Consider the following 19889-nt stretch of genomic DNA (forward strand, 5'->3'; position numbering starts at 1 on the left):
CGGTCAACGAACTGGAGGTATAAATATTCACACTCCTGTCGGTGCTCAATGGAGCCTGAAAGGGGTTGGTGATGTCAACGGTGACGGTACAGATGACATCGTCTGGCAACGGCGAGATGGACAAGTTCATTACTGGCCAATGAGTAACGGTCAACGAACTGGAGGTATAAATATTCACACTCCTGTCGGTGCTCAATGGAGCATCAAAGGGGTTGGTGATGTAGGTTAATGACTTAGCTGCCTGTACTCACTCCGCTGATGGGGTGACAAGCAGCATGATTAGCCTTACTGGGTGTGGGGTGACTGGGTGTGGGCGAACGGGAAACTACAAGAGCTATGGCATGTTAATACCCACATTCCGCACCCCCCAGTGTTACCAAGAGTAATTGATAATAATAGTGATTTAGCTGGATAATTATAGTACTTTTGTACTATGTAGAGGCTAATGGGGTTCGATATATTTCGTGGTAAAAATAAAGATACAAAGCTGACTTGTGGTGGTGGGCAGAAATAACTCAAATCAATCCAGAAATTCAACGGTAAAATCTCGATTACTGACAACTGCGGCGAAGTGTAATCAAATTTGGATACAATAGAAGAGGAAAGACAAAAGAGATTTTATGGCTGGGAAAATTAAAAAGGGAGTATTGGTTCGGGCTATCCAAGCCGAGTTAGAAGGTAGCCTGGAAGCAAAAGCAAGTGACCCCCGCTTTTCCTCTTATCTGTTTGAAACTGATGGGGAAATTCTTGATATCAAGGGGGATTATGCCCTGGTAAAATTTGGTCGGGTACCCACCCCCAACATTTGGTTACGTATTGACCAGTTGGAAATCTCGTCTTGAAGAATAGGGAGTAGGGAGTAGGGAGTAGGGAGTAGGGAGTAGGGAGTAGGGAGTAGGGAATAGGGAGTAGGGAATAGGGAGTAGGGAGCGGTGCGACCCCGCGCTTTTTTAAAGCTAAGCGTGAACGCGCACCGTAGGGAAATGGGGAGATGGAGAGAATTATCCCGAAAATTAATGTATATAATGTATATATAGATACATATTTAAGATACATATTTATACTTCCTAAGTAACGAAAGTACATACTCGCCCCAATGTTTACAAACCTACCCTTGTGAGCTTTGACACCCATATCCCCCTAAATACTCCAATTTTGGGGGAGTTCCAGAAAAGCGATTGGCCGTAGGCCACGAATCGCGAACGCATTTCCACCCTACCCATTCCGATCATGGTACCCTATCCCAACTCCCCAATTGCTTGCCACGACAACCGTGTATCCGTAATCGGTGGTGGTAGAGTAGGGAGCACTCTTGTCCAACGGATTGCTGAGAAAAATCTGGCCGATGTCGTACTCCTGGATATTAAACCAGGTATGCCCCAAGGCATTGCTCTCGATTTAATGGAGGCCAGGGGGATTGAAGGTCACGATTGCCAGATTATCGGAACTAATGACTATGCTGATACTGCTGGTTCCGATGTGGTGGTGATTACGGCAGGAAGTCCCCGGAAACCAGGAATGAGTAGGGATGATCTACTACAGATCAATTCCAAAATTGTGGTGGAAGCGGCTAAAAATGCGATCGCAAAATCCCCAGATGCCATGGTAATCGTGGTCACCAATCCCCTCGATGTGATGACCTATCTAGCTTGGCAAGCTACTGACTTACCACCCCATCGGGTCATGGGCATGGCAGGGGTGTTGGATTCTACCCGATTCCGAACATTCATTGCCATGGAAAATGGTGTATCCGTTGCCGATGTCAATGCTGTAGTGCTCGGAGGCCATGGGGACCTAATGGTGCCACTACCACGCTACTCTACCGTTAGTGGTGTTCCCATCACCGAACTGATGACACCAGACCGGATAGAAGCCCTGATCGAACGGACTCGTCGAGGCGGAGCAGAAATTGTAGAACTGATGCGTACAGGCAGTGCTTATTTTGCCCCAGCATCCTCCGCCTGTTTGATGGTACAAGCAATTTTACACAACCAATCTCGCCAAATCACCGCAGCTGCCTACCTTCAAGGTGAATATGATTTGGAAGATATTTTTATAGGGGTACCCACCCGATTGGGGTGTCGCGGCATCGAAAAAATTTTGGAATTAAAGTTGACAGATTATGAACTGTCCTCCCTCAAGATATCCGCTGAATCAGTTCGTGACAATATTAAAAAGGCACAAGGGATGCTGGGTCATTAGGAATAGGGAATAGGGAATAGGGAACAGCGGATCTGGGAACAGCGGATCTGGGAACAGCGGATCTGGGAACAGGGAAGAAGTGATTTTCGATTAAGTTGGAATCTTTAAATACATTTTTGATCATTGTTATCGTACTTTCTGCTCTGTGTCTTGATGCAGTCGCTCATGAGGGAAACCACGCCAGTTGCTCATGGGGGGAACCCCCAAGACCGCACTGGCTCCCCAAGACCGCCCTGCATCCCTTAACAACAACGATAGGTTGACAAGGTAAATTTTTATTACTGGATTAAACTCTTCTGCAAAAAATCCTCGTATTTCTTTGCTACTGCTCCCGATTCCCGATTCCCGATTCCCGATTCCCGATTCCCGATTCCCGATTCCCGATTCCCTGCTCCCTCTTCCCTAAACTATAAATCATCAATTGGCGGCTATTATGTCTAATACCTTAAAACCTGGAGCAATTATCAAAGAACGCTATAAAATCTTAGGCGACTTAGGTCAAGGAACTTTTGGAAGGACTTATCTTGCTGAAGATGCTAATCGCTATCAAGAGCGTTGTGTACTTAAAGAATTTGCTCCCCAACTTCAAAACAAACATGAATTACAAAAAGCTCAAGAATTATTTGAGCGAGAAGCTGGCATGTTATACCAGCTCAGACATAACCAAATTCCTTGTTTTCGAGAGTTACTTAGAAGCAGTATCGGTCGTAAAAATTATCTATTTTTAGTACAAGACTATGTGGAAGGGTTCAGCTATCATCAGCTTTTAGTCCAAGGTCAAAATTTTACGGAAGCAGATGTGATTAAACTGCTCCAAGACATCTTGCCAGTTTTAGATTATATCCATTCTAAGCAGATCATTCATCGGGATATTTCTCCGGATAATTTGATTAAACGGAATTCTGACGGCAAGCCAGTATTAATTGACTTTGGTTGTGTCAAAGAAATGGTAACCACTGCTATTGTCCAATCAACCGGACACGTGATTGGCACTCAAGTGGGAAAGCGGGGTTACTCCCCAGATGAACAGTTACGATATGGCAAAGCTGATGGCACTAGCGACCTTTACGCTTTAGCGGTAACTACTTTAGTATTGCTAACCGGTAAACAGCCTCTAGACCTTTATGATAGTTATCACGCTACCTGGCTTTGGAAAGAGATAACTATTAGCCCCAGCTTCAAATCGGTGTTGACTAAAATGCTGGCTAATCTTCCTAAACAACGGTATCAGTCAGCCCAAGATGTCAGTGAAGCCCTAGAAACCGTAATTCCCCAGCCGGTAAGTAGCCAGCAGCCAACTAAGCTACCAAATAATCTACCAAATAAACAACCAAATAACCTACCAACTAAGCTACCAAATAAACAACCAAATACACTATTTACCCAGATCGCTACTTTAGTTGCTGCTCCTGGTCAAACCATTAAAACAACCTTCACTGCTGTGCTGAATCGCAAACAGCAATCCACTAACCGTGAACTAAAGTTTTTTGGTCTTTCTATGTCCATTGCTTTATTAGTAGTGTTTGGAACGGTAGCAGTAGCCAGAGGAGGGTTTCCTACACCAAAATTCCCTAAGATATCCTGGTCTTTGCCCACTATACCATCATTGCCTTCTACACCATCTGTAAGTAACACCGAGCAGCAACGGCAAAAGCAAATCTATCAGCGTTGCCTAGACTTGAACATTGATCCAGGGACTTTTTATCAGAAAGTTGATCAATTTTTTTATAGTACATATCCCCAATTAAAAGGAAAGACTCTTTCCGATAAACAAGAGGATGTTCAATTCCGGCAAGCTTGGTATCAAATTGCTGAAGAGTTACTGGATAATTTGGAACAGGAGGCTTATTTGAGTAATTAGATGTTTTGCCTGGTTCATTCTGGATCAATTCACTAATCTTCAACCCTAAAGTTAAGTTGATAATTAATCGGTTTAGAAGCTTGAGAAACTACCACAAATTCATAGAAGCCAGATGCTGGCAGCTCCCCGATCCAGTCGCGTTTGGTTGAATCTTCTAATAGGGGGGTTGTATTACGGCTCGGAGCATAAACGGAAAACAACGCATTCACATCGGTAGCCAGTCTCACTTCCATGACTTGACCACCAGAAAGTTCAGCAGTAAACGCTTGCCCGTCTCCTGGCTCGAGGGTTCCATTGACTTGTTGAACTCCGCCAGCAGCAAACTGAATGCGCTTTAGGGATTTTCCTGATGTCAACCCTTGGATCGTATCCCCAACAATTCCTCGCCACACCTGACCAATAGACTTATCGATAAACTTCTGACCCCGCTGATCGGGAAACTTATGAAAGAATTTAGAATCTGCAATATCATAAGCTGCACGGCTAGAAAGGCGCACCTTATTCACTTCCTGCTTCCAGCGATTTAAATCTGCTTTCCCATAGCTTCCCAACCTTCCCCGTGCCGTCCGACTCAAATTGAGCAACTCAATCCGGGTCAATAACTCAAATGCCAGCTTATCCCACTCTTCTCTTAAGGGAGCATCCTGTGATCCACTGCCTAGCTGTCGTTTTTGTTGATTTGGGTACTTGTCCCAAAACGCCTCATTGACTAACTCAATGTAGAACTTTTCGTTAATCTCCAAATTGGCACGACGCTGATCTAGCAATTTCTTGCGGTTTTCCTCGTCCTTGGTAAACCAGTCGGGTGGCTTTATGTCCGGTTGATCGATGGGTGATTCCTTTGGTGAGGGTTCCGACTGAGGTCTTCTAAATGTAAACCACCAATTGGTTGCCCAGAAGGTAAAGCCAAATACAGCAGCAGCTAAGACAGATACCAAAACCACCTTGCCAAGCCAGTCTAAAAGGGTATTGTTCGTAAAAGTGGTTAATGGTCTTCCGGTAGCTGGCCTTGCTGGCTGGTTAACCGCTACTGGCTTGGAACCAGGGGCAACTGCTAAAGTCGGTTTAGTCTGAGGGGGTGATTGAGCTGATTGCGGATCACTGGCAAATTGAAGGTGAGTGGTGAGGTCTCGCAGCACTTCTTTGGCATTTTGGTACCGTTCCCCTGGTCTCGGTTGAAGCATTTTATCGAGGATACGACCTAGGGTAGAGCTAAGGCTGATCTCTCGTTGCCAGTTCCAGGTCAGGGTATTGGGGTCAATTATCTGCTGGGGTTCCTGACCAGTCACTAATACTAATATAGTTGCCCCTAGAGCATATAGGTCACTGTGGGGAAAAACACTTCCTCCTTGCATCTGCTCTGGGGGAGCATAGCCAACTTTACCCAACCGAGTGATGATCGGCTTATTTTGACCAGCCACCTTTGACCCTAGGAACTTCGATGCCACATTTGCTGCTACCTCTTTGACACCGCCAAAGTCAATCAGCACTGGTAAACCATCGGTACTGCGCAAGATCAGATTATCGGGAGAGATATCCCGATGAATCACCCTCATAAAATGGATATATTCCAACACTGGCAGGATTTGGATCAGCAGTTGAGTCACTTCTGCTTCACTAAACCGGAGTCCCTGAGGTCGGCGAGCCTCCAGTAGAGCGCGGTAGGTTTGCCCCTCGACATAGTCCTGAACCAATAATAGGGTGCCTTTGTCCTGTTGTTGTACCTGAAACAACTCACGAAATTGAGGAATTTGAGGGTGTTGCAGCCGATAAAGAACTCCCGCTTCCCGCTCAAATAGTTCTTCTGCTTTTTGTAAGGCGTGGTTACCTTGAACTTGGGGGGCAAATTCTTTTAGCACACAAGGTTCATTAAAGCGGTTAAGGTCTTGAGCTAAATAGGTGCGTCCAAAGCCTCCGTGTCCCAACTCCCGGACGATGCGGTAGCGACCACCCAGAATCTTCCCAGTGTCAAAGGTTTTGGCTATGGATGGCAGCATCTCACCACAAACCCGGCAAAACTTATTGTCATTGGGATTCTCATGTCCTTTACTACAATAGAGGGGCGTCATGCGATTTTGGATGTTGGATGTTGGATGTTACATTTTTTCCGAGGGCTTGCTCCCGGAGACTTGACACAGTGCCTGCGATTCTGTGACCTGTTGACTCAGTAGTTGACTAAGCAGTTGACTAAGCATAGGTAAATCAGCTACTGTGCTATATATATAAAGATATATAGCATTTCTAAAATAGGCGAGATTGATTTTGGATTTTAATTTTGGATTTTAGTCAATAGGTAACAGCGGATCTGGGAACAGGGAAAAAATATTGTGTACCTCATAGCTATGAGAATCACTATTAAGCACCTAAACAAAATTAATTTCCTACTACCAATCTCTGTAACCCTTACATCGTAAGGTTTTGAGTTTTGGAAAATGTGTAATTAATTTTGTGCACCTGCTTATATATAACTATATATAACTACTTATTCCTGTTGAAGCGTTCCGCAACCTAATTCCTGAAATATGTCATCGACGTATAACCCGGTTTTAGCTGAGGTATAATAAATTGCTATGACTTGGTCTTGCTGGGCAGTTTTTTTCTGTAATATCTGTTTGAATTGCTCCAGTTTTTCTTGATCAACTAAGTCGGATTTATTTAAGGCAGTAATAATCACCCCTTTGGGATTGATGGATAAAAACAGATCGATATGATGAACAATGTGCTCAATGGTGTCATCGCGAGTTACATCAGCAACAATAATTGCACCCTGAGCTCCTTTTAAATAAGTTGGTGAAATTCCCTTAAATTTAGTATGACCTTCTAAATCCCAAATCATTAATTTTAGATCCAGCAGTTCTGATCGGGTGTCATCCTTAAATTTTAGGATTTTGCGGGAAATTTTCACTCCGACTGTTGAAAGATATTGGTCACTAAACACACCCTCCACAAATCGGCGGATTAGGCTAGTTTTGCCCACACCAAAGTCTCCAACTAGGCAAATTTTTCGATCAATAGTGGACATTGTTACTGGTTGCTGACAACTGGTTTGAACTATCGGGGATTGTAAACCGTTTTTACAAGATGGGCGTGGCTCCACATCTGAACAGGTTTACGGTATGATTTTTTCAGGAAAAAGAACACCTATTGATCACCGACCCTATGTTCCCAGACAGCAGTATCGTTTTAGCATTAGTGATTTATTGCAGTAGTTGACTCACCTCCTGATTCCAGATTTAATAGACAAGGGACTAAAGTCGATAACTTGTTGTTATCTATGGGCTAGCCCCAAGGCCCTTTCAACTGGATTTCTTGGTAAACGGATCAAATACGACACATCGATTTAACCACAGCGGTTGACTAGTATCAACATCTGGGGGGCGTTTGCCAACCCCACGCACTTGCAGCCGCTTGGGATCAATGCCTTGCTGAACAAGCACATCTTTTACGATTTGGGCTCGTTGTTGAGCCAATCCCTGATTTTCGCTAAGTTGACCCCTAGGATCGGCGTAGCCGATGATCCTCAGGTGCTTTTGAGGATACCGCTCCAAAAATTCCTTAATTAATCGGATTTTAGTGCCTATATCCTCTGGTTTCAACTGGGCTGAACCAATATCAAAGTAGATCCGGCTGGTAAGGTCTAATCCTTGGAGTTGTAAATTGTTCTCGACCGACTTGACACCGGGAATGTTCTCAAAGGTTTGGATAATCTTAGGGAAATCCTGAGCATAGAGTACGGCTCCGTTTACTGTGACCTTGCCTTGTGTATAGTGGGCTAAAATTACAACCCCATCTATTTGATTCAAGGTGTTGCTCACCCGTTGGACTTGAGCTTTGGTTAACTGCTCAGTATAGGGGAGTTCGATCACCTCAATTCGATTATCCAACACTAATTGAGGAACCGCAGCTTTGGCAATTTGCTCGACGTTTGAGCGCAGAACCTGATTCGGTAGCTGTCCAGCTAGCTTCAGTGTCTGGCCATTGGCTTTAACTGTTAAACCATAATCAGCCACTTCTGGGACATAATAGGCGAGGGCAAGTTGAGTTTTTTGCTCAATGCTGCGGTTTATTCTAGCCCTATGCTGATAAATTCCCCCAAATACAGCGATTAAACCCAGAAGCCCCAAGCCAACCACCAATAAGGCTGGCGGTTTCTTGCCTTTTTTCGGATTTTCCTGAGTATCACGACGCCCTTCACTAACGGATTGATCTAATAAATTTTGTAAAATTTCCTTGACTCCCACCGGAATAGTTGTACTATCCCCATCAAAAGACCTGATCGGTTTACCATAATGGGTAATAATAGTTTTTAGGCTTTCCCGCAACTGATGAATGAACTGGTGGGTTGGTTCCCCTTGAACTACCACTGCCAGGTAGCAGTATCCCTCTACTTCCAGGATGATCTTGGATGTACCATAGTCAATAGCATCGATTTCTGCCACATCCCCAGACTGAGCGATACAGTCATTGACAAAGCTACTGATAGCGGTGAGCATCCCTGCTACCATATCTGACTCTAGATGCTGGCTGTCAGAGGGTTGTACCTCGGCAATCACTAAACCAGAGTGTTTATGAATCAAAAAGATAGCTCGCGCCTGAAATACCATCACCTCCCGAAACAGCAGTTCTGCTTCAGAAACCCCCTGCACCTTAGCGCGAATCTTGCGCATCATTCCTTCAAAGCTGAGGGCATTTTCCAGCTTCTCATTGATAGCTCGGATTTCTTCTGCTAAGTATGTGGAAATGGTACTGCCAATGACCGGATACAGAGCATTGACCATGGCCTCTGGCTTCATTCTAATCTGTTGCCGGATAGCTACTGCCATTTCTGGTGCGATCGCAAACCCAACTTCCTCTGGGCACTTCTCGATGCAGGAGGAAATAGCTATTGGAACTGCGGGAGCGATCGCTTCTCCCACACCCTCTTTATCCTGTTGAGTTTTGTGGCCAATGACTTCATCAATGATGGGAGTCAGGGAATCGGTCACCGAGGTACTGAACTGAGCTACCGTGAGATCCAGCAGCTTAGCCATCACTGGTAGCAATAGATTAATCAATTCTTGAGGTTGATCAATCTGATGCTCAAGCCTGCCTTGTCTCTGGGCTAGGGTTTCTATCTGGTCACGAAACTGTGACATTTCTGGAGATATCACCAGTTCTTGCAAAATCTCAGCCAAGGTGTCTAATTCCTCGGAGGTGTCGGGATCAGAGTCTGATCGCAGGTCTTGGTTGCTTTCTGTGGCTTCGGATTGGACTAAATTCTCAGCTAATACTGGATCTTCGGAATTTTGAGGCATTTGCCGCAGATGCTCCTTTGGTGTAGGAAGCTGTGGTGATGGGCTCTGATGGGGAAAAACTTTGACACCGAAGGATTGGGGTTGATCCCTTTCTTGAGCTAATGGTTCTTTCTCCTGAACCCTAGACCGGAGGCTGTTAATCCCATGGTCGATTTGAGATTCAATAGCTCGAACCTCAAGGTCACCGGATGAATGGGATTGTTCAATAGTGTCTGCCTGATCAGAGGTTATCCCTTGCTGCTCAGAGTTACAGTGTTGGCTAGGTTGATCCGTCTGATCAATAATTTTGAGGTCAGCGAGTAAATTCAGCAAATCCTTCAACTCGTCTTCTTTACTCGAATTGACCTCAATTGACTCTGAAATAGAATTTTCCGGCTGATGCTTCTCAGCCGGATTTTGGTTTGAAAATGCCACTGGTGGCTATCCGTTACTATTTAACCTTTTGCAAAAATCAGCGATGCGTGAGCATTGAGCCGCTACGCTCCGGAAGCGTTCGCGTAGCGTGGCCTACGGCCTCAGCTTCCGCTAAAAGCGAACGCACTTTGATTTAAAACTAATATCTAGAGAAAATCAAGTTAATTTTTGTGGCTGGAATTGCATGACTGTGCCAAGTCTATTCCAAAGTCTGAGTTTGCTTGATTAACTGAAGATGCTCGTCATCATTAGTAGCAGTTTCTGAGATGACCGTACCATTATGACCTTTGGTCTGTGGTAACCCAGACAACCGATCACTAGCTTCTTTGAGTGCTGGAACTAATTCAGTCCCTTTGAGCCTTAAACCCAACTCTAACAACAGGTCTCCGAGATCTGCTTTCGAGGCTTTGGCATCTTTGAGCTGTGCAAATTTAGTTTCCAGCTCGGCCAAAATCTGCTTTCTGAGATTCATGACATCTTGTTGATGCTGTTCTTTAGTTTCTGAAAGTTCCTTCTTTAGGGCGGTTGACTGCTTGTAGACTGTCTCGTCCAGCACCTCAATACTCTTAGAAAACTTTTTGTTGAGCAGCTCAATCCGCTCCTGAATCTCATTCCTCTCTTCGGCTGCAGTTAAACTAAGAGTACTTAGTTTTTTTTCGAGGGAATCTACAGCAGCAGCTATTTCTTTCGACAGAGTCGTTTTGATCTGCTCAACGCGATCGCTTATTTCCTGCTGCCACATGGATAAGTCAGACTCTATCTTCGTGAAGCGAGTATCATACTCTCGAAGCTTAGAGCCTATTATTATATCACGTATCTTCTCAAGATTTCCCAGTCTTTCCCGCATTTCTGCTTTATTAATTCCATCCATGGCCATAAAACTCAAATAAACAATAAACAATTAACCATAAACAATTACCAGCTTGCCTTGAATTCAAGACAGCGTGCCATTTATCTTATCAATCAGATGCTGCTGTCAACCGGAACCCTTGTGTGACAAACATCTTGAGCCGCATCACTAACCATACAAAATACCTAAAACCTATTACCATTAGCTTACAGCCAAGACTTTTAATCATCTGCACCAAGGATTTCGTCTTGACCGAGTAGGAGGTTCGTAAGCATATGCGCTACTATATATGCTTCTTGAGTTGCTAAAGGCCTTGGCCGTTGGCCACGCGGGGCGCGTTTGGCCACGCTACGCGAACAGCGATTAGCGCCCGCAGCCTGGCCAAAGGCCAACGGCTGAATACTTACGGTTACTCTTCGCTTTCGATTTCGGCTAAAGATTTCCAGCCTGCTTGCCACAAGCCAGGATCTTTAAGCTGTTTAGCATTCAGCCAAAAACGGACATTCGGGTCACAAGAAGCTATCATTTCAGCAAACACCCACTTTCCTTGGTTTTTACGATTGACCACTTGGAAATGCCGCCAGCCCCAAGTTTTCTGTTTAGCTGTCCATTTTGAACCCACAAGATGAGGGAATTTTTGTTTTTGAGCCATTTCCTCTATGGTCTGATCATCAAGCTTAAGCGTGGTGAGTGCTAAGTGGGAAAAAATTTTCGTTACATATTACTCACACCAGCAGACAGATAGTTTGAATCTGTTGCAGACCCACAAAGTCTGTCTGGTTTTATTTTCCCACTGAGCACTGACAACTCAGCACTACGAAGAGAGTTTACGTCTTGCCAATAGACGTGCAGCTAGGATCCCGCCGATAAAACCAAATAAATGTCCTTGCCAAGATACATGGGGCTGTGAGGGTAAGACACCCCAAACTAAACCACCATAGAGGAAGCCGACTAGAATTGATAAAAAAATTGAGGGTAGGTTTCGTTCAAAGAAGCCTCTAAATAGCAGAAAACCCAGGTAGCCAAAGATCAGTACACTTGCCCCAATGTGAACTGAATTGGGAGCCCCCAACAGCCAAACCCCAAGACCACCTACCAGCATGGTGATGGTGGTAACCACGAAAAAGTCGCTAGTTTCTTGCAACATTACAAACCAGCCTAGGACAAGAAAAGGTATAGTGTTGGAAATCAGATGAGAAAAACCACCGTGGAGAAAAGGGGCAAATAAAATACCCCGCAGCCCAATCGGGTTACGGGGGATGATGCCATATAGATCAAGTTTGCTTCCAAAAATGAATATATCCACCAGCTCTACAATCCACATCAGAGCGACCCATCCACCGAGGATTATGGCCTGAGTTTGTAACTCACTGGTTATTGATTGTTTTTCCTGCCTAGTCATCGTTGATCAGTTTATGGTGAACAATAATATCGAAACCAATACACAAATACCGACATTGGCTTACTTCGCAGGTCTTGAGCCATGTCTACACACTAACGTAATTAAATAATGACTAATAATTATAAATAGTTAGAGGGTCTATCGCCTCTGGGAGCTCAAATCCAAATACCCGGGAGTAAAAATACAACTCCCCTTCGAGAGTCCGCTTAATCGTTTCTGCTTTACGAAAACCGTGTTGCTCCCCTTCATAGGTGACATAGGCTACAGGTAACCCCTTAGCCTTCAAAGCTGCCACCATCATTTCTGCTTGACTAGGAGGAACTACCTTGTCTTCTAGCCCCTGGAAGAAAATTACAGGACACGACAGTTGGTTTGTGAAATGAATAGGCGATCGCTGTTGATATAAATCTTTACGTTCTGGATAAGGACCGATCAAGCGATCTAGATACCGGGACTCAAATTTGTGGGTATCCTTGGCTAGTACCTCCAAATCACTGATACCGTAGTAGCTAGCGCCAGCTTTAAACACATCTCGGAATGTCAGAGCCGCTAGAGTGGTATAACCCCCAGCACTACCCCCAGCAATGGCCAGTCGCTCACCATCAACTAGTCCTTGCTCAGCTAGGTATTGCGCGCCATTGGTGCAGTCATCAACATCTACAATCCCCCAGTTGTTTTTCAGGCGCTGACGATAGTCCCGCCCATAGCCAGTACTCCCACCATAGTTGACATCTAGCATGGCAAAACCACGAGAGGTCCAGTATTGGATTTTTAGGTTAAACGCACTGGAAGTCGCTGCCGTAGGTCCACTGTGGCTTTTAACAATTAGGGGTGGTTTTTCGGAGGTTGGTGCGGTGTAGTCTTTGTTTTGTGGTGGGTAGAAGAAACCATAAGCGGTCAGTCCATTAGTGGTGGGAAATGCGATCGCTTGAGGTCGCGATATATAGCCAGTATCGATAGCTAACTCACGCTTACTCTTTAATACATTTATTTGTCCATTTGTCAAGTCCAACTGAACAATAGCGCTTGCTTCTGTTACGGAACCAGCGATAAAAACCGCTTGATTATCAGTTACCTTTAGGTCTGCAATACTGGTGTATGGTGTAGCAATCTCCGACCGCTGCTTCGTTTTTAGGTCAATACTAGCTAAATGCCAGTTTCCTGCCTGAGTATAGGTACATATGATTCGATTGGCACCATCAAAGCCATAAGTAGACATTCCAAAGACCCACTGGGGTAGTCCAAACTCAGCTTCCATTTCACACAGGGGTTCGATTTCCCCTTGGGTTGGTTGCCAGCGGTAGAGATTCCACCAATTAGTGCGATCGCAAACAAAGTAAAGGACACCATCTGGTGACCACTCTGGCTGAAATACCGACTCATCTACCCCACCAGCAATGGGCTCTGCAACACCTAGAGAACCATCGGTTAAGATTGGAGCTACCCAGAGTTGAGTACCATCCCAGGGCATATTGGGATGATTCCAGCTTAGCCACGCCAGTTTAGAGCAATCGGGACTTAGGCGCGGCGAGGAGTAAAAGTCACAGCCAGAGGCTAGCACTTGAATATCTTCACCGTTTTCTAGGCTGATGCTAACCAAGGTATTGACTGGTTCCCCATCCACTGTGTGGTTTTCTCCCACACAGATTATACGTCCTCGCTCCTGGTCAATTACCCCATCACCATAGCGCCAGTTCGCTATAGGGGTTAGAGGTTGGGGTTTGGAGTTTGGGGTTTGTTGGTACAGACGTTGGTCAGCAAAATTAGAGAAGTAAATTGTGCCATCCTTAACAGCCAAAGCAGCACCACCATACTCGTTAATCCGAGTCCGAGCATTGAAGGGCTCGGGAGTCAGATCAACACTTTTGCCATCAGGGGTGCGTCGCACGATCACATTGCGTCCAGCTTCTGCAGGTCGCCCTTCAATCCAGTAAACATCCTTTTGATCAAGGGCAATGCTGCCCAACCGAACGCTGCCTTGAACAATCATGTCAGCGCTAATAGGGGATTTCCAGGCACCATAGGGGGCAAGGTGTGCTGGTTGGGTCATGGAAAAACTGCTGTAATTGCCTCTAACTTGCTTGGGCTCTATTTACTATCATAACCTGACTACGTGTCCATGGTTAGCGTTAAAGTAGGGATTCCCGTACATTTACCCAAATCGGGCTTGCTTAAATGCATCCAATTGCGCTAAAAGAGTATAGAGGGGCTTCCTTGCCGTACAAAACTCTACAGATCGGCGCATTACCGCAAAGGGGAAGCATTGTAGTTCAGGTATTCGCAAAAGCCAATCTAACAACAGAATTGATTTAGAGATTTTAGAGTATGACTCAAACAGTTACTCACCCCATGGTGAAGTTGCAACGCCATGTGCGTTCACTGGCGGAATCCAAAATTATTAAACCCAGTGACAGCCTTTGGAAAATTGCCCTGCTCTATGGCGACGAATGGTCCTACTGGAAACAGGAACTGACTGAATTCGGGTTTACCATGCAAGACCCGATCAGTGACTTACTAGCTGTGGAAGCCTGGGACGAAGAATGATCTGATCCAATTTGAGGTTAAATACGTATCTATCTCATCAGGTGCGACCCTAGGCCGTGAGGGATTCCTCGCGGCCTAGGGGGCGCGCACCTATTTGTTCGTAAGAATGAAAATTGAGAATTGAAAGTTGTCAGTGGTTAATTTGCTATTGACAATATCCTAATCACTAGTGACCGCCAAATTATCCCCATTAAATTTCTGCTCATATTGATTAACGCCGACTCCTAAATACAAGCAACCAAAGCCTGCATCAGTTCTTTTGCCGTTTGGTAGCGATCGCAAGCCCTTGGTTGACAAACCCGCTCAATCACTTTCCTTAATTGGGGAGTAACAGTGGGAACGCCTGATACATCAAACCGATATCCTGAACTACGCCTTTGATAATACTTTAGAGGTGCTTCCCCGGTGAGCAGAAATATTAAAGTTGGGCCAATAGCGTAAAGATCCGATTGAGTGCAAGGCTGACCTCGGTCTTGTTCAGGAGCGCTATATCCTTCCGCTCCAATCCGTGTACCTGGTATGGTGCCAATTTCTTTAACAGCACCGAAATCCAACATGACAATTCGGTTATCTCGATGGCGCACCATCAAATTCGCAGGCTTAACGTCTCGGTGGATTAGAGGCGGCTGCCGATCGTGGATGTAGTCTAAGATATCGCAAGTCTGAATCATCCACTCTACTGCCTGGGGCAAGATAACTGGTCCAGTGCTCAAGACACGTTTTTCTAAATCCTCACCGTGAATCAGAGCCATTGCTAAGTATTTTTTACCCCCTTCCACAAAAAAGTCGTAATACTGGGGAATTCCGGGATGATTCAGAGTTTTCAGGGTGCGAGCCTCTCGTTCAAACAGTTCTTGAGCCTTGGAAATTTGAGCCATGTCAGCATTCATTTCCTTGAGTACTAGTAGGAGTGGGTATCCATCCTTGCTGTTAACTTTGTCCCAGGCAAGATAAGTGGTTCCCATTCCCCCCTGTCCCAAGGTTCGCAAAACATGGTAGTTGCGAATGACTCGCTCGACTGGCACCAAGGGTTGACCACAGTGAATACAGAACAAATTGCCTGGTGCATTGCCTTGGTGTTGACATGGCTTAGTAGTCTCAGCCAAGGGCTTGGGTGCTAGGGCAGGTAGTTGCTGGGTTTGAACTTGGAATTGCAGCAGTGGACCTTTCTGGGCTAGCTGAATCAGAGCCTTTTCCGGCAGCACCCCCTGGGAAACCAAGACACCATTGAGAAAGGTGCCATTGGCACCCTGATTGACCAACTGCCACATCGGACCCGATGGGGAAGCACTAGCCCTGAGTTCCAGGTGATGTCGTGACACGATCGGGTCATCGACAATCACATCATTATCAGGAGCACGACCAATGCGAATCGTAGATTTGCTCTGAAAGCTCCACTGCTGCACTGGAGTGGGGCTTAACGGATCTAAGAGGGTCAGTGTGACCATAGTCAGTTGTCCTTTGTCCAAAGTCCTTTGTCGGTTTTATCCTTTGTCGGTTTTGTTCTTTGTCGGTTTTGTCCTTTGTCGGTTTTGTCCTTTGTCAGTTTTGTCCTTTGTCGGTTTTGTCCTTTGTCCAAAGTGACTAACCAGAATATACTGGCAGCTACTAATGACATACAACTAATGATTAATGACTAATGACAAACAACTAATAACCTAATGACTAATAACAAACAACTAATGACTAGTGACTAACTAATGACTAACTAATGACCTAATTTAATGTTGGTTGAGCCAAGTTTGGTCGCACCTTCACGCGAACTAGGATTAGTGTAATGTTGTCGTGACCATTATGCTCATTTGCCAGCTCAATCAAGTTAGCCAGACCGTGATCGAGGCTAGATCGGGAACTGAGTAAAGGTGCTAAGTGAGTTTGCCAGTGATTTTCCAACAGGTCATTATCTGACAAACCATCAGAACAAAGTAAGAATATACTATCTTCTGCGATATCTATGAATTGCACATCGGGATTTAGGAATTGCTCACTACGCGGTCCAAGGGCTTGAGTTAGTTGATAGGCATCAGGGCGAGAGTAAGCGAGCTCTGGATCTACTCCGTGCTGGATTTCTCGTTGACCCACCTCGTGGTCTATAGTGATTTGCTCTAAGCCTCGTTTCCGAGTTAGCCGATAGACCCGACTATCTCCGACATGGACAATTCCTACCTTCGTATTTTCAATCAACATCATGACTAGAGTCGTACCCATTCGACCACTGCCAGAGCGAGCATTTTGTTGGTTAATATCGAAAATCGCTTGATTTGTTACATACACGGATTTCCTGAGACTATCTTCTGTGGGAAACTGGTCTTGCCAATTTTCTTTAAAGTAATTCTGGAGTACCTCTACTGCCATAGAACTGGCTACTTCCCCAGCCGCATGCCCTCCCATGCCATCGCAGAGAATATATAAACCACGAGCTTGTATAGTTCGACCAATAGGATTTTCCTGCTTTTTGAGTTGGGTCTCGATGCCAAAACAATCCTCATTATGATCTCTTTGATGACCAATGTCTGTACTACCGAGATCATCGAGACTCTGCAAGCTCATTGGCAACAGTACCGTTGGCATTTCATCCCCTTGTTGCTCTGTTGCGGATAGATCAGACAATAATTCTTCGCTATCAGGAGGTTCAGTGTCTGCCCTTGCCATTTCTGAGAGTACAGTCTCAGTTAATTTCATCATACCGGGGTCGTATAGGTCAGATTCTTGTTCGTCAGCAATGGCTTGCAGATGCGATCGCAATTCCTCAATAGTTTCAATTTCTTTAGTACACAACTGCCGGACAACCGTTGACAAGGACGTAAATTGGGTTCGCTGGGACTGGTTAAATAATCGTTGGCACAGTTGTCCCAAATCCTCTAGGGTTAGGGGATTTTCTTCCCTCTCCGGATATAGACGCTCCAAACCTAGTGCTTGGTCTTCATCCACCCGGAGATTCGTCAGTTCCAACAAACTCTGACGACAATGCCAAGGCTCTAGAGCTTGCCAAAGCTTTGCCATTTCATCGAGCCAGTATAAAATTTGCAGTTTAGAAAACTCTTCAGAACCCCACAAATTACTCAGTAACTGCCATTCTGAACGGTTTTCTAGCAGGATTATCACCTTACCATTTTGCTGCCAAACATCATGAATTTCTGGCACGCTAGGGTAACATAAGTCCTTGAGAGCCAAATAGGGTTTAGCACTTTGTGGGATATCTAGGACTTTCCAAACATCTACATTTTCTTTCGAGGAAGGTTTTGGCTGCTCTAGAGTTGTCGATAGATCAAATTTCTCTGGAGACAATTTTGTTTGATTAATCAGGGCTTCTAGGGGAGACTTTTGTAACGGTTGGCAGTCCAAAACTGTTACAAAGATACTATAGTCTGTTGTCTTACTTTCCTCTATCTGATATCTGAGTTTCTCAGGTTCTAGTACTCTGTAACGCTTACCCTGGTCTAGATAGACAATTCTTGCTGTCTGAGAAGTTGGGTTTTCGAGATTAGGAATTGACCAGGTCGAAGCTTCAGTAGATTTAGGTTTCTCCTGTATGGGGGTAATCTCTAGTAATGGCTCCTCCCCAGATTCTAGTTCCACTTGATCTGAGCCACTGCTGTTGTTTATCGATGCTTCATCAGCCAACAGTGTTGATGCTTGGGACAAGGTGGCATCATCCCCTGGCTCTGTTAGTATAGTATCCGATTTAGTTAGCCACTCTTGTGTTGTTTCTAGGGATGATTCTGGCTGGGTTAGTTCACTCTCGGTCTGGTCAGACTGTGGTTGTAACACCGCTACTGGGGTAGCCTGCTCAGCTGAGGAGTCTGACACCTCAAGCGGGGTTTGAGGTGAATCCTGGGCAGAGGTTGGCGGATTTTCCTGCTTAGAAATAATAGCCCTCCAAACTGTTCCTGTGAAGGCACCGCAGTTGTGACAAGTTTCAGCATTTAGGGGAACTTGGGTAGCGCATTTATGACAACTTTTATCGGTTAGGGAAGTTCCACATCGTTGACAAAACTTGTTGGCATTTGGGTTCTCGAACTGACACTGGGGACAAACTAACATAATGGAACTTCCTTAATCCTTAAATTCCGCGCTTTGGTGGGTAACTTTTAAGATTTAATCTAACTGCCATCTAGTTGGCCACGCTGTCATCTATGATGGCAGCTTTTAGCAGCATAGCCTGATTCCAATTTTTACGCTCTCGTGCCATGTCATGCTATAATCAAAGAAATTTTTTAAGTAACTATTTTTTTTTCTAGGCTACACCCTATAGTTTAACCAGGGAGCAGAGGGTGAGGGCAAGCAAACGGCAAACTAGCTCTATTATCGCTCCCTTCTGGCAAAGCCTCTCCTCTTACTACAGCCAACAGCTGCTATTGCTATACACAAAAGTTTAAACTTTTATTCCGGTAGAGGCGAATAATCTATTGTATCTCTCTAAGTAGAGGGCTACTCTCAGGTCAATCTGGGTAAGCTTTTGCTGATGAACATTAAACTATCTTTAATCATAGCTGCAATCTTAGGGGCAACTATACCAATTGCTCTTCATCTATCATCTGCGCAACAGGTCAGCAAACCTACAAAAACTAATGATAACTCCAGTAAGACCAGTCAACATCAACAAACCAAGACAAAAGTGTTTGAGTTGATCTTAAAAGATAAGACCTGTGTAGAGTGTGATCTCATCGGTATTGATTTGAGTGGACTTGACTTAAGTGGAGTTGACTTTAGCAGAGCTGACTTTAGCCAAGCTAATTTATCCGATAGTAACCTAGAGAATGCTAAACTAAAAGATGCCAAACTAATTGGTGCTCGTTTGGAAAACGCTAAGTTAACCTCTGCTGACTTAGATGGCGCTGACTTTAAAGATACTAACTTGAAAGGTGCTGATCTCAGTGATGCTACTCTGCTCAATATCCGATTGGCTAATGCTGATTTAACTGCTGCTATTCTTAATCGTACTGAGCTTCGAGAAGCTGACTTGACTGGTGCCAATATGGAGGATGCTGACTTGAGTCATGCTAGTATTTATGGTGCTATTTTGAGGGAGGCTAATCTAACTGGCGCTAACCTTTATAAAGCCAATTTGCGTTACGCCAATTTGCAAGATGCATTATTAAAGGGCACTAATCTAAAAGGCGCTGATTTACAATTTGCGGTTATGCCTGATGGCAAAACTGTTTATGGAACAGATGATTACTAATCTCTGGGAAAAAAAATTAGCCGTTGCGTCAATCTTGGAATGAATACGAGTAGAGTGGGCATCCTGCCCGCCGGAAAATAAGCATGAAACTAACTGGCAAGATGCCAGTTCCACCCAAAATAACCATGAAACTGGCA

At 44.8% G+C, this 19889-nt stretch carries 16 protein-coding genes and 1 pseudogene; 6 read left to right on the top strand and 11 right to left on the bottom strand.

Going from position 1 to position 19889, the window contains the following annotated elements:
• Both AC4II3_RS15050 and AC4II3_RS15055 read left to right on the top strand, forming a co-directional pair.
• A pseudogene (locus AC4II3_RS15050) lies at nucleotides 1-229 on the top strand (hypothetical protein); the annotation flags it as partial.
• Between the two features lie 391 nt (nucleotides 230-620).
• Nucleotides 621-842, top strand: a complete 222-nt coding sequence (locus AC4II3_RS15055; RefSeq protein ID WP_488014181.1) for an NAD(P)H-quinone oxidoreductase subunit O — start codon at nucleotides 621-623, stop codon at nucleotides 840-842.
• Here AC4II3_RS15055 and AC4II3_RS15060 read toward each other — a convergent pair.
• On the bottom strand, nucleotides 754-1056 hold the full coding sequence (locus AC4II3_RS15060; RefSeq protein ID WP_488029362.1) for a hypothetical protein: 303 nt from the start codon (nucleotides 1054-1056) through the stop codon (nucleotides 754-756). The genes AC4II3_RS15055 and AC4II3_RS15060 overlap by 89 nt on opposite strands.
• Before the next feature lie 174 nt (nucleotides 1057-1230).
• Here AC4II3_RS15060 and mdh point away from each other — a divergent pair, with 174 nt between their 5' ends.
• Both mdh and AC4II3_RS15070 read left to right on the top strand, forming a co-directional pair.
• Complete coding sequence (gene mdh / locus AC4II3_RS15065; protein ID WP_488017399.1) at nucleotides 1231-2202, top strand: malate dehydrogenase; 972 nt, start codon at nucleotides 1231-1233, stop codon at nucleotides 2200-2202.
• 433 nt (nucleotides 2203-2635) lie between these two features.
• Nucleotides 2636-4063 carry a protein kinase domain-containing protein gene (locus AC4II3_RS15070; protein ID WP_488011275.1) on the top strand — a complete coding sequence of 476 codons (1428 nt, stop codon included), beginning with the start codon at nucleotides 2636-2638 and terminating at the stop codon, nucleotides 4061-4063.
• Nucleotides 4064-4095: 32 nt separating this feature from the next.
• Here the strand turns inward: AC4II3_RS15070 and AC4II3_RS15075 are convergent, their stop codons facing one another.
• The 7 genes from AC4II3_RS15075 to AC4II3_RS15105 form a co-directional block, all read right to left on the bottom strand.
• Nucleotides 4096-6132, bottom strand: coding sequence for a protein kinase domain-containing protein (locus AC4II3_RS15075; protein WP_488011273.1), 2037 nt, complete (start codon nucleotides 6130-6132; stop codon nucleotides 4096-4098).
• Nucleotides 6133-6545: 413 nt separating this feature from the next.
• Nucleotides 6546-7085, bottom strand: coding sequence for a Rab family GTPase (locus AC4II3_RS15080; RefSeq protein WP_488011271.1), 540 nt, complete (start codon nucleotides 7083-7085; stop codon nucleotides 6546-6548).
• Nucleotides 7086-7359: 274 nt separating this feature from the next.
• Nucleotides 7360-9771 (bottom strand): OmpA family protein, encoded by a 2412-nt coding sequence (locus AC4II3_RS15085; RefSeq protein ID WP_488011269.1) that lies wholly within the window; start codon nucleotides 9769-9771, stop codon nucleotides 7360-7362.
• Between the two features lie 199 nt (nucleotides 9772-9970).
• Nucleotides 9971-10642, bottom strand: a complete 672-nt coding sequence (locus tag AC4II3_RS15090) for a hypothetical protein (RefSeq protein WP_488029361.1) — start codon at nucleotides 10640-10642, stop codon at nucleotides 9971-9973.
• 388 nt (nucleotides 10643-11030) lie between these two features.
• Complete coding sequence (locus AC4II3_RS15095) at nucleotides 11031-11273, bottom strand: TIGR02450 family Trp-rich protein (RefSeq protein WP_488011265.1); 243 nt, start codon at nucleotides 11271-11273, stop codon at nucleotides 11031-11033.
• A 162-nt stretch (nucleotides 11274-11435) separates the two neighbouring features.
• The gene (locus AC4II3_RS15100; RefSeq protein WP_488011263.1) at nucleotides 11436-12023 is read right to left on the bottom strand and encodes a rhomboid family intramembrane serine protease; all 588 of its coding nucleotides are present in this window, start codon (nucleotides 12021-12023) and stop codon (nucleotides 11436-11438) included.
• 112 nt (nucleotides 12024-12135) lie between these two features.
• On the bottom strand, nucleotides 12136-14073 hold the full coding sequence (locus AC4II3_RS15105) for a S9 family peptidase (RefSeq protein ID WP_488011261.1): 1938 nt from the start codon (nucleotides 14071-14073) through the stop codon (nucleotides 12136-12138).
• Nucleotides 14074-14348: 275 nt separating this feature from the next.
• Between AC4II3_RS15105 and AC4II3_RS15110 the strand changes: the two genes are divergently transcribed.
• Nucleotides 14349-14567: a DUF4327 family protein gene (locus AC4II3_RS15110; RefSeq protein WP_008181701.1), complete on the top strand. Its 219-nt coding sequence runs from the start codon at nucleotides 14349-14351 to the stop codon at nucleotides 14565-14567.
• A 224-nt stretch (nucleotides 14568-14791) separates the two neighbouring features.
• On the opposite strand, the gene AC4II3_RS15115 is transcribed toward AC4II3_RS15110, so the two are convergent.
• From AC4II3_RS15115 to AC4II3_RS15125, 3 genes are all read right to left on the bottom strand, one after another.
• A complete protein-coding gene (locus AC4II3_RS15115) occupies nucleotides 14792-16015 on the bottom strand; it encodes a protein kinase domain-containing protein (RefSeq protein WP_293054756.1) in 1224 nt (407 codons plus the stop codon).
• 2 nt (nucleotides 16016-16017) lie between these two features.
• On the bottom strand, nucleotides 16018-16185 hold the full coding sequence (locus AC4II3_RS15120) for a hypothetical protein (protein WP_488011258.1): 168 nt from the start codon (nucleotides 16183-16185) through the stop codon (nucleotides 16018-16020).
• A gap of 98 nt (nucleotides 16186-16283) precedes the next feature.
• Complete coding sequence (locus AC4II3_RS15125) at nucleotides 16284-18611, bottom strand: serine/threonine phosphatase (protein ID WP_488011256.1); 2328 nt, start codon at nucleotides 18609-18611, stop codon at nucleotides 16284-16286.
• 421 nt (nucleotides 18612-19032) lie between these two features.
• Between AC4II3_RS15125 and AC4II3_RS15130 the strand changes: the two genes are divergently transcribed.
• Nucleotides 19033-19752, top strand: coding sequence for a pentapeptide repeat-containing protein (locus AC4II3_RS15130; RefSeq protein ID WP_488011254.1), 720 nt, complete (start codon nucleotides 19033-19035; stop codon nucleotides 19750-19752).
• Nucleotides 19753-19889: the final 137 nt, after the last annotated feature.

The organism is Moorena sp. (genome assembly GCF_982860115.1).

What these genes read in the sequence shown, in the direction of transcription:
- AC4II3_RS15055 (WP_488014181.1), top strand. Translation starts at nt 621, where the DNA reads ATGGCTGGGAAAATTAAAAAGGGAGTATTGGTTCGGGCTATCCAAGCC.
- AC4II3_RS15060 (WP_488029362.1), bottom strand. Translation starts at nt 1,056, where the DNA reads ATGTATCTTAAATATGTATCTATATATACATTATATACATTAATTTTC.
- mdh (WP_488017399.1), top strand. Translation starts at nt 1,231, where the DNA reads ATGGTACCCTATCCCAACTCCCCAATTGCTTGCCACGACAACCGTGTA.
- AC4II3_RS15070 (WP_488011275.1), top strand. Translation starts at nt 2,636, where the DNA reads ATGTCTAATACCTTAAAACCTGGAGCAATTATCAAAGAACGCTATAAA.
- AC4II3_RS15075 (WP_488011273.1), bottom strand. Translation starts at nt 6,132, where the DNA reads ATGACGCCCCTCTATTGTAGTAAAGGACATGAGAATCCCAATGACAAT.
- AC4II3_RS15080 (WP_488011271.1), bottom strand. Translation starts at nt 7,085, where the DNA reads ATGTCCACTATTGATCGAAAAATTTGCCTAGTTGGAGACTTTGGTGTG.
- AC4II3_RS15090 (WP_488029361.1), bottom strand. Translation starts at nt 10,642, where the DNA reads ATGGATGGAATTAATAAAGCAGAAATGCGGGAAAGACTGGGAAATCTT.
- AC4II3_RS15095 (WP_488011265.1), bottom strand. Translation starts at nt 11,273, where the DNA reads ATGGCTCAAAAACAAAAATTCCCTCATCTTGTGGGTTCAAAATGGACA.
- AC4II3_RS15100 (WP_488011263.1), bottom strand. Translation starts at nt 12,023, where the DNA reads ATGACTAGGCAGGAAAAACAATCAATAACCAGTGAGTTACAAACTCAG.
- AC4II3_RS15105 (WP_488011261.1), bottom strand. Translation starts at nt 14,073, where the DNA reads ATGACCCAACCAGCACACCTTGCCCCCTATGGTGCCTGGAAATCCCCT.
- AC4II3_RS15110 (WP_008181701.1), top strand. Translation starts at nt 14,349, where the DNA reads ATGACTCAAACAGTTACTCACCCCATGGTGAAGTTGCAACGCCATGTG.
- AC4II3_RS15115 (WP_293054756.1), bottom strand. Translation starts at nt 16,015, where the DNA reads ATGGTCACACTGACCCTCTTAGATCCGTTAAGCCCCACTCCAGTGCAG.
- AC4II3_RS15120 (WP_488011258.1), bottom strand. Translation starts at nt 16,185, where the DNA reads ATGTCATTAGTAGCTGCCAGTATATTCTGGTTAGTCACTTTGGACAAA.
- AC4II3_RS15125 (WP_488011256.1), bottom strand. Translation starts at nt 18,611, where the DNA reads ATGTTAGTTTGTCCCCAGTGTCAGTTCGAGAACCCAAATGCCAACAAG.
- AC4II3_RS15130 (WP_488011254.1), top strand. Translation starts at nt 19,033, where the DNA reads ATGAACATTAAACTATCTTTAATCATAGCTGCAATCTTAGGGGCAACT.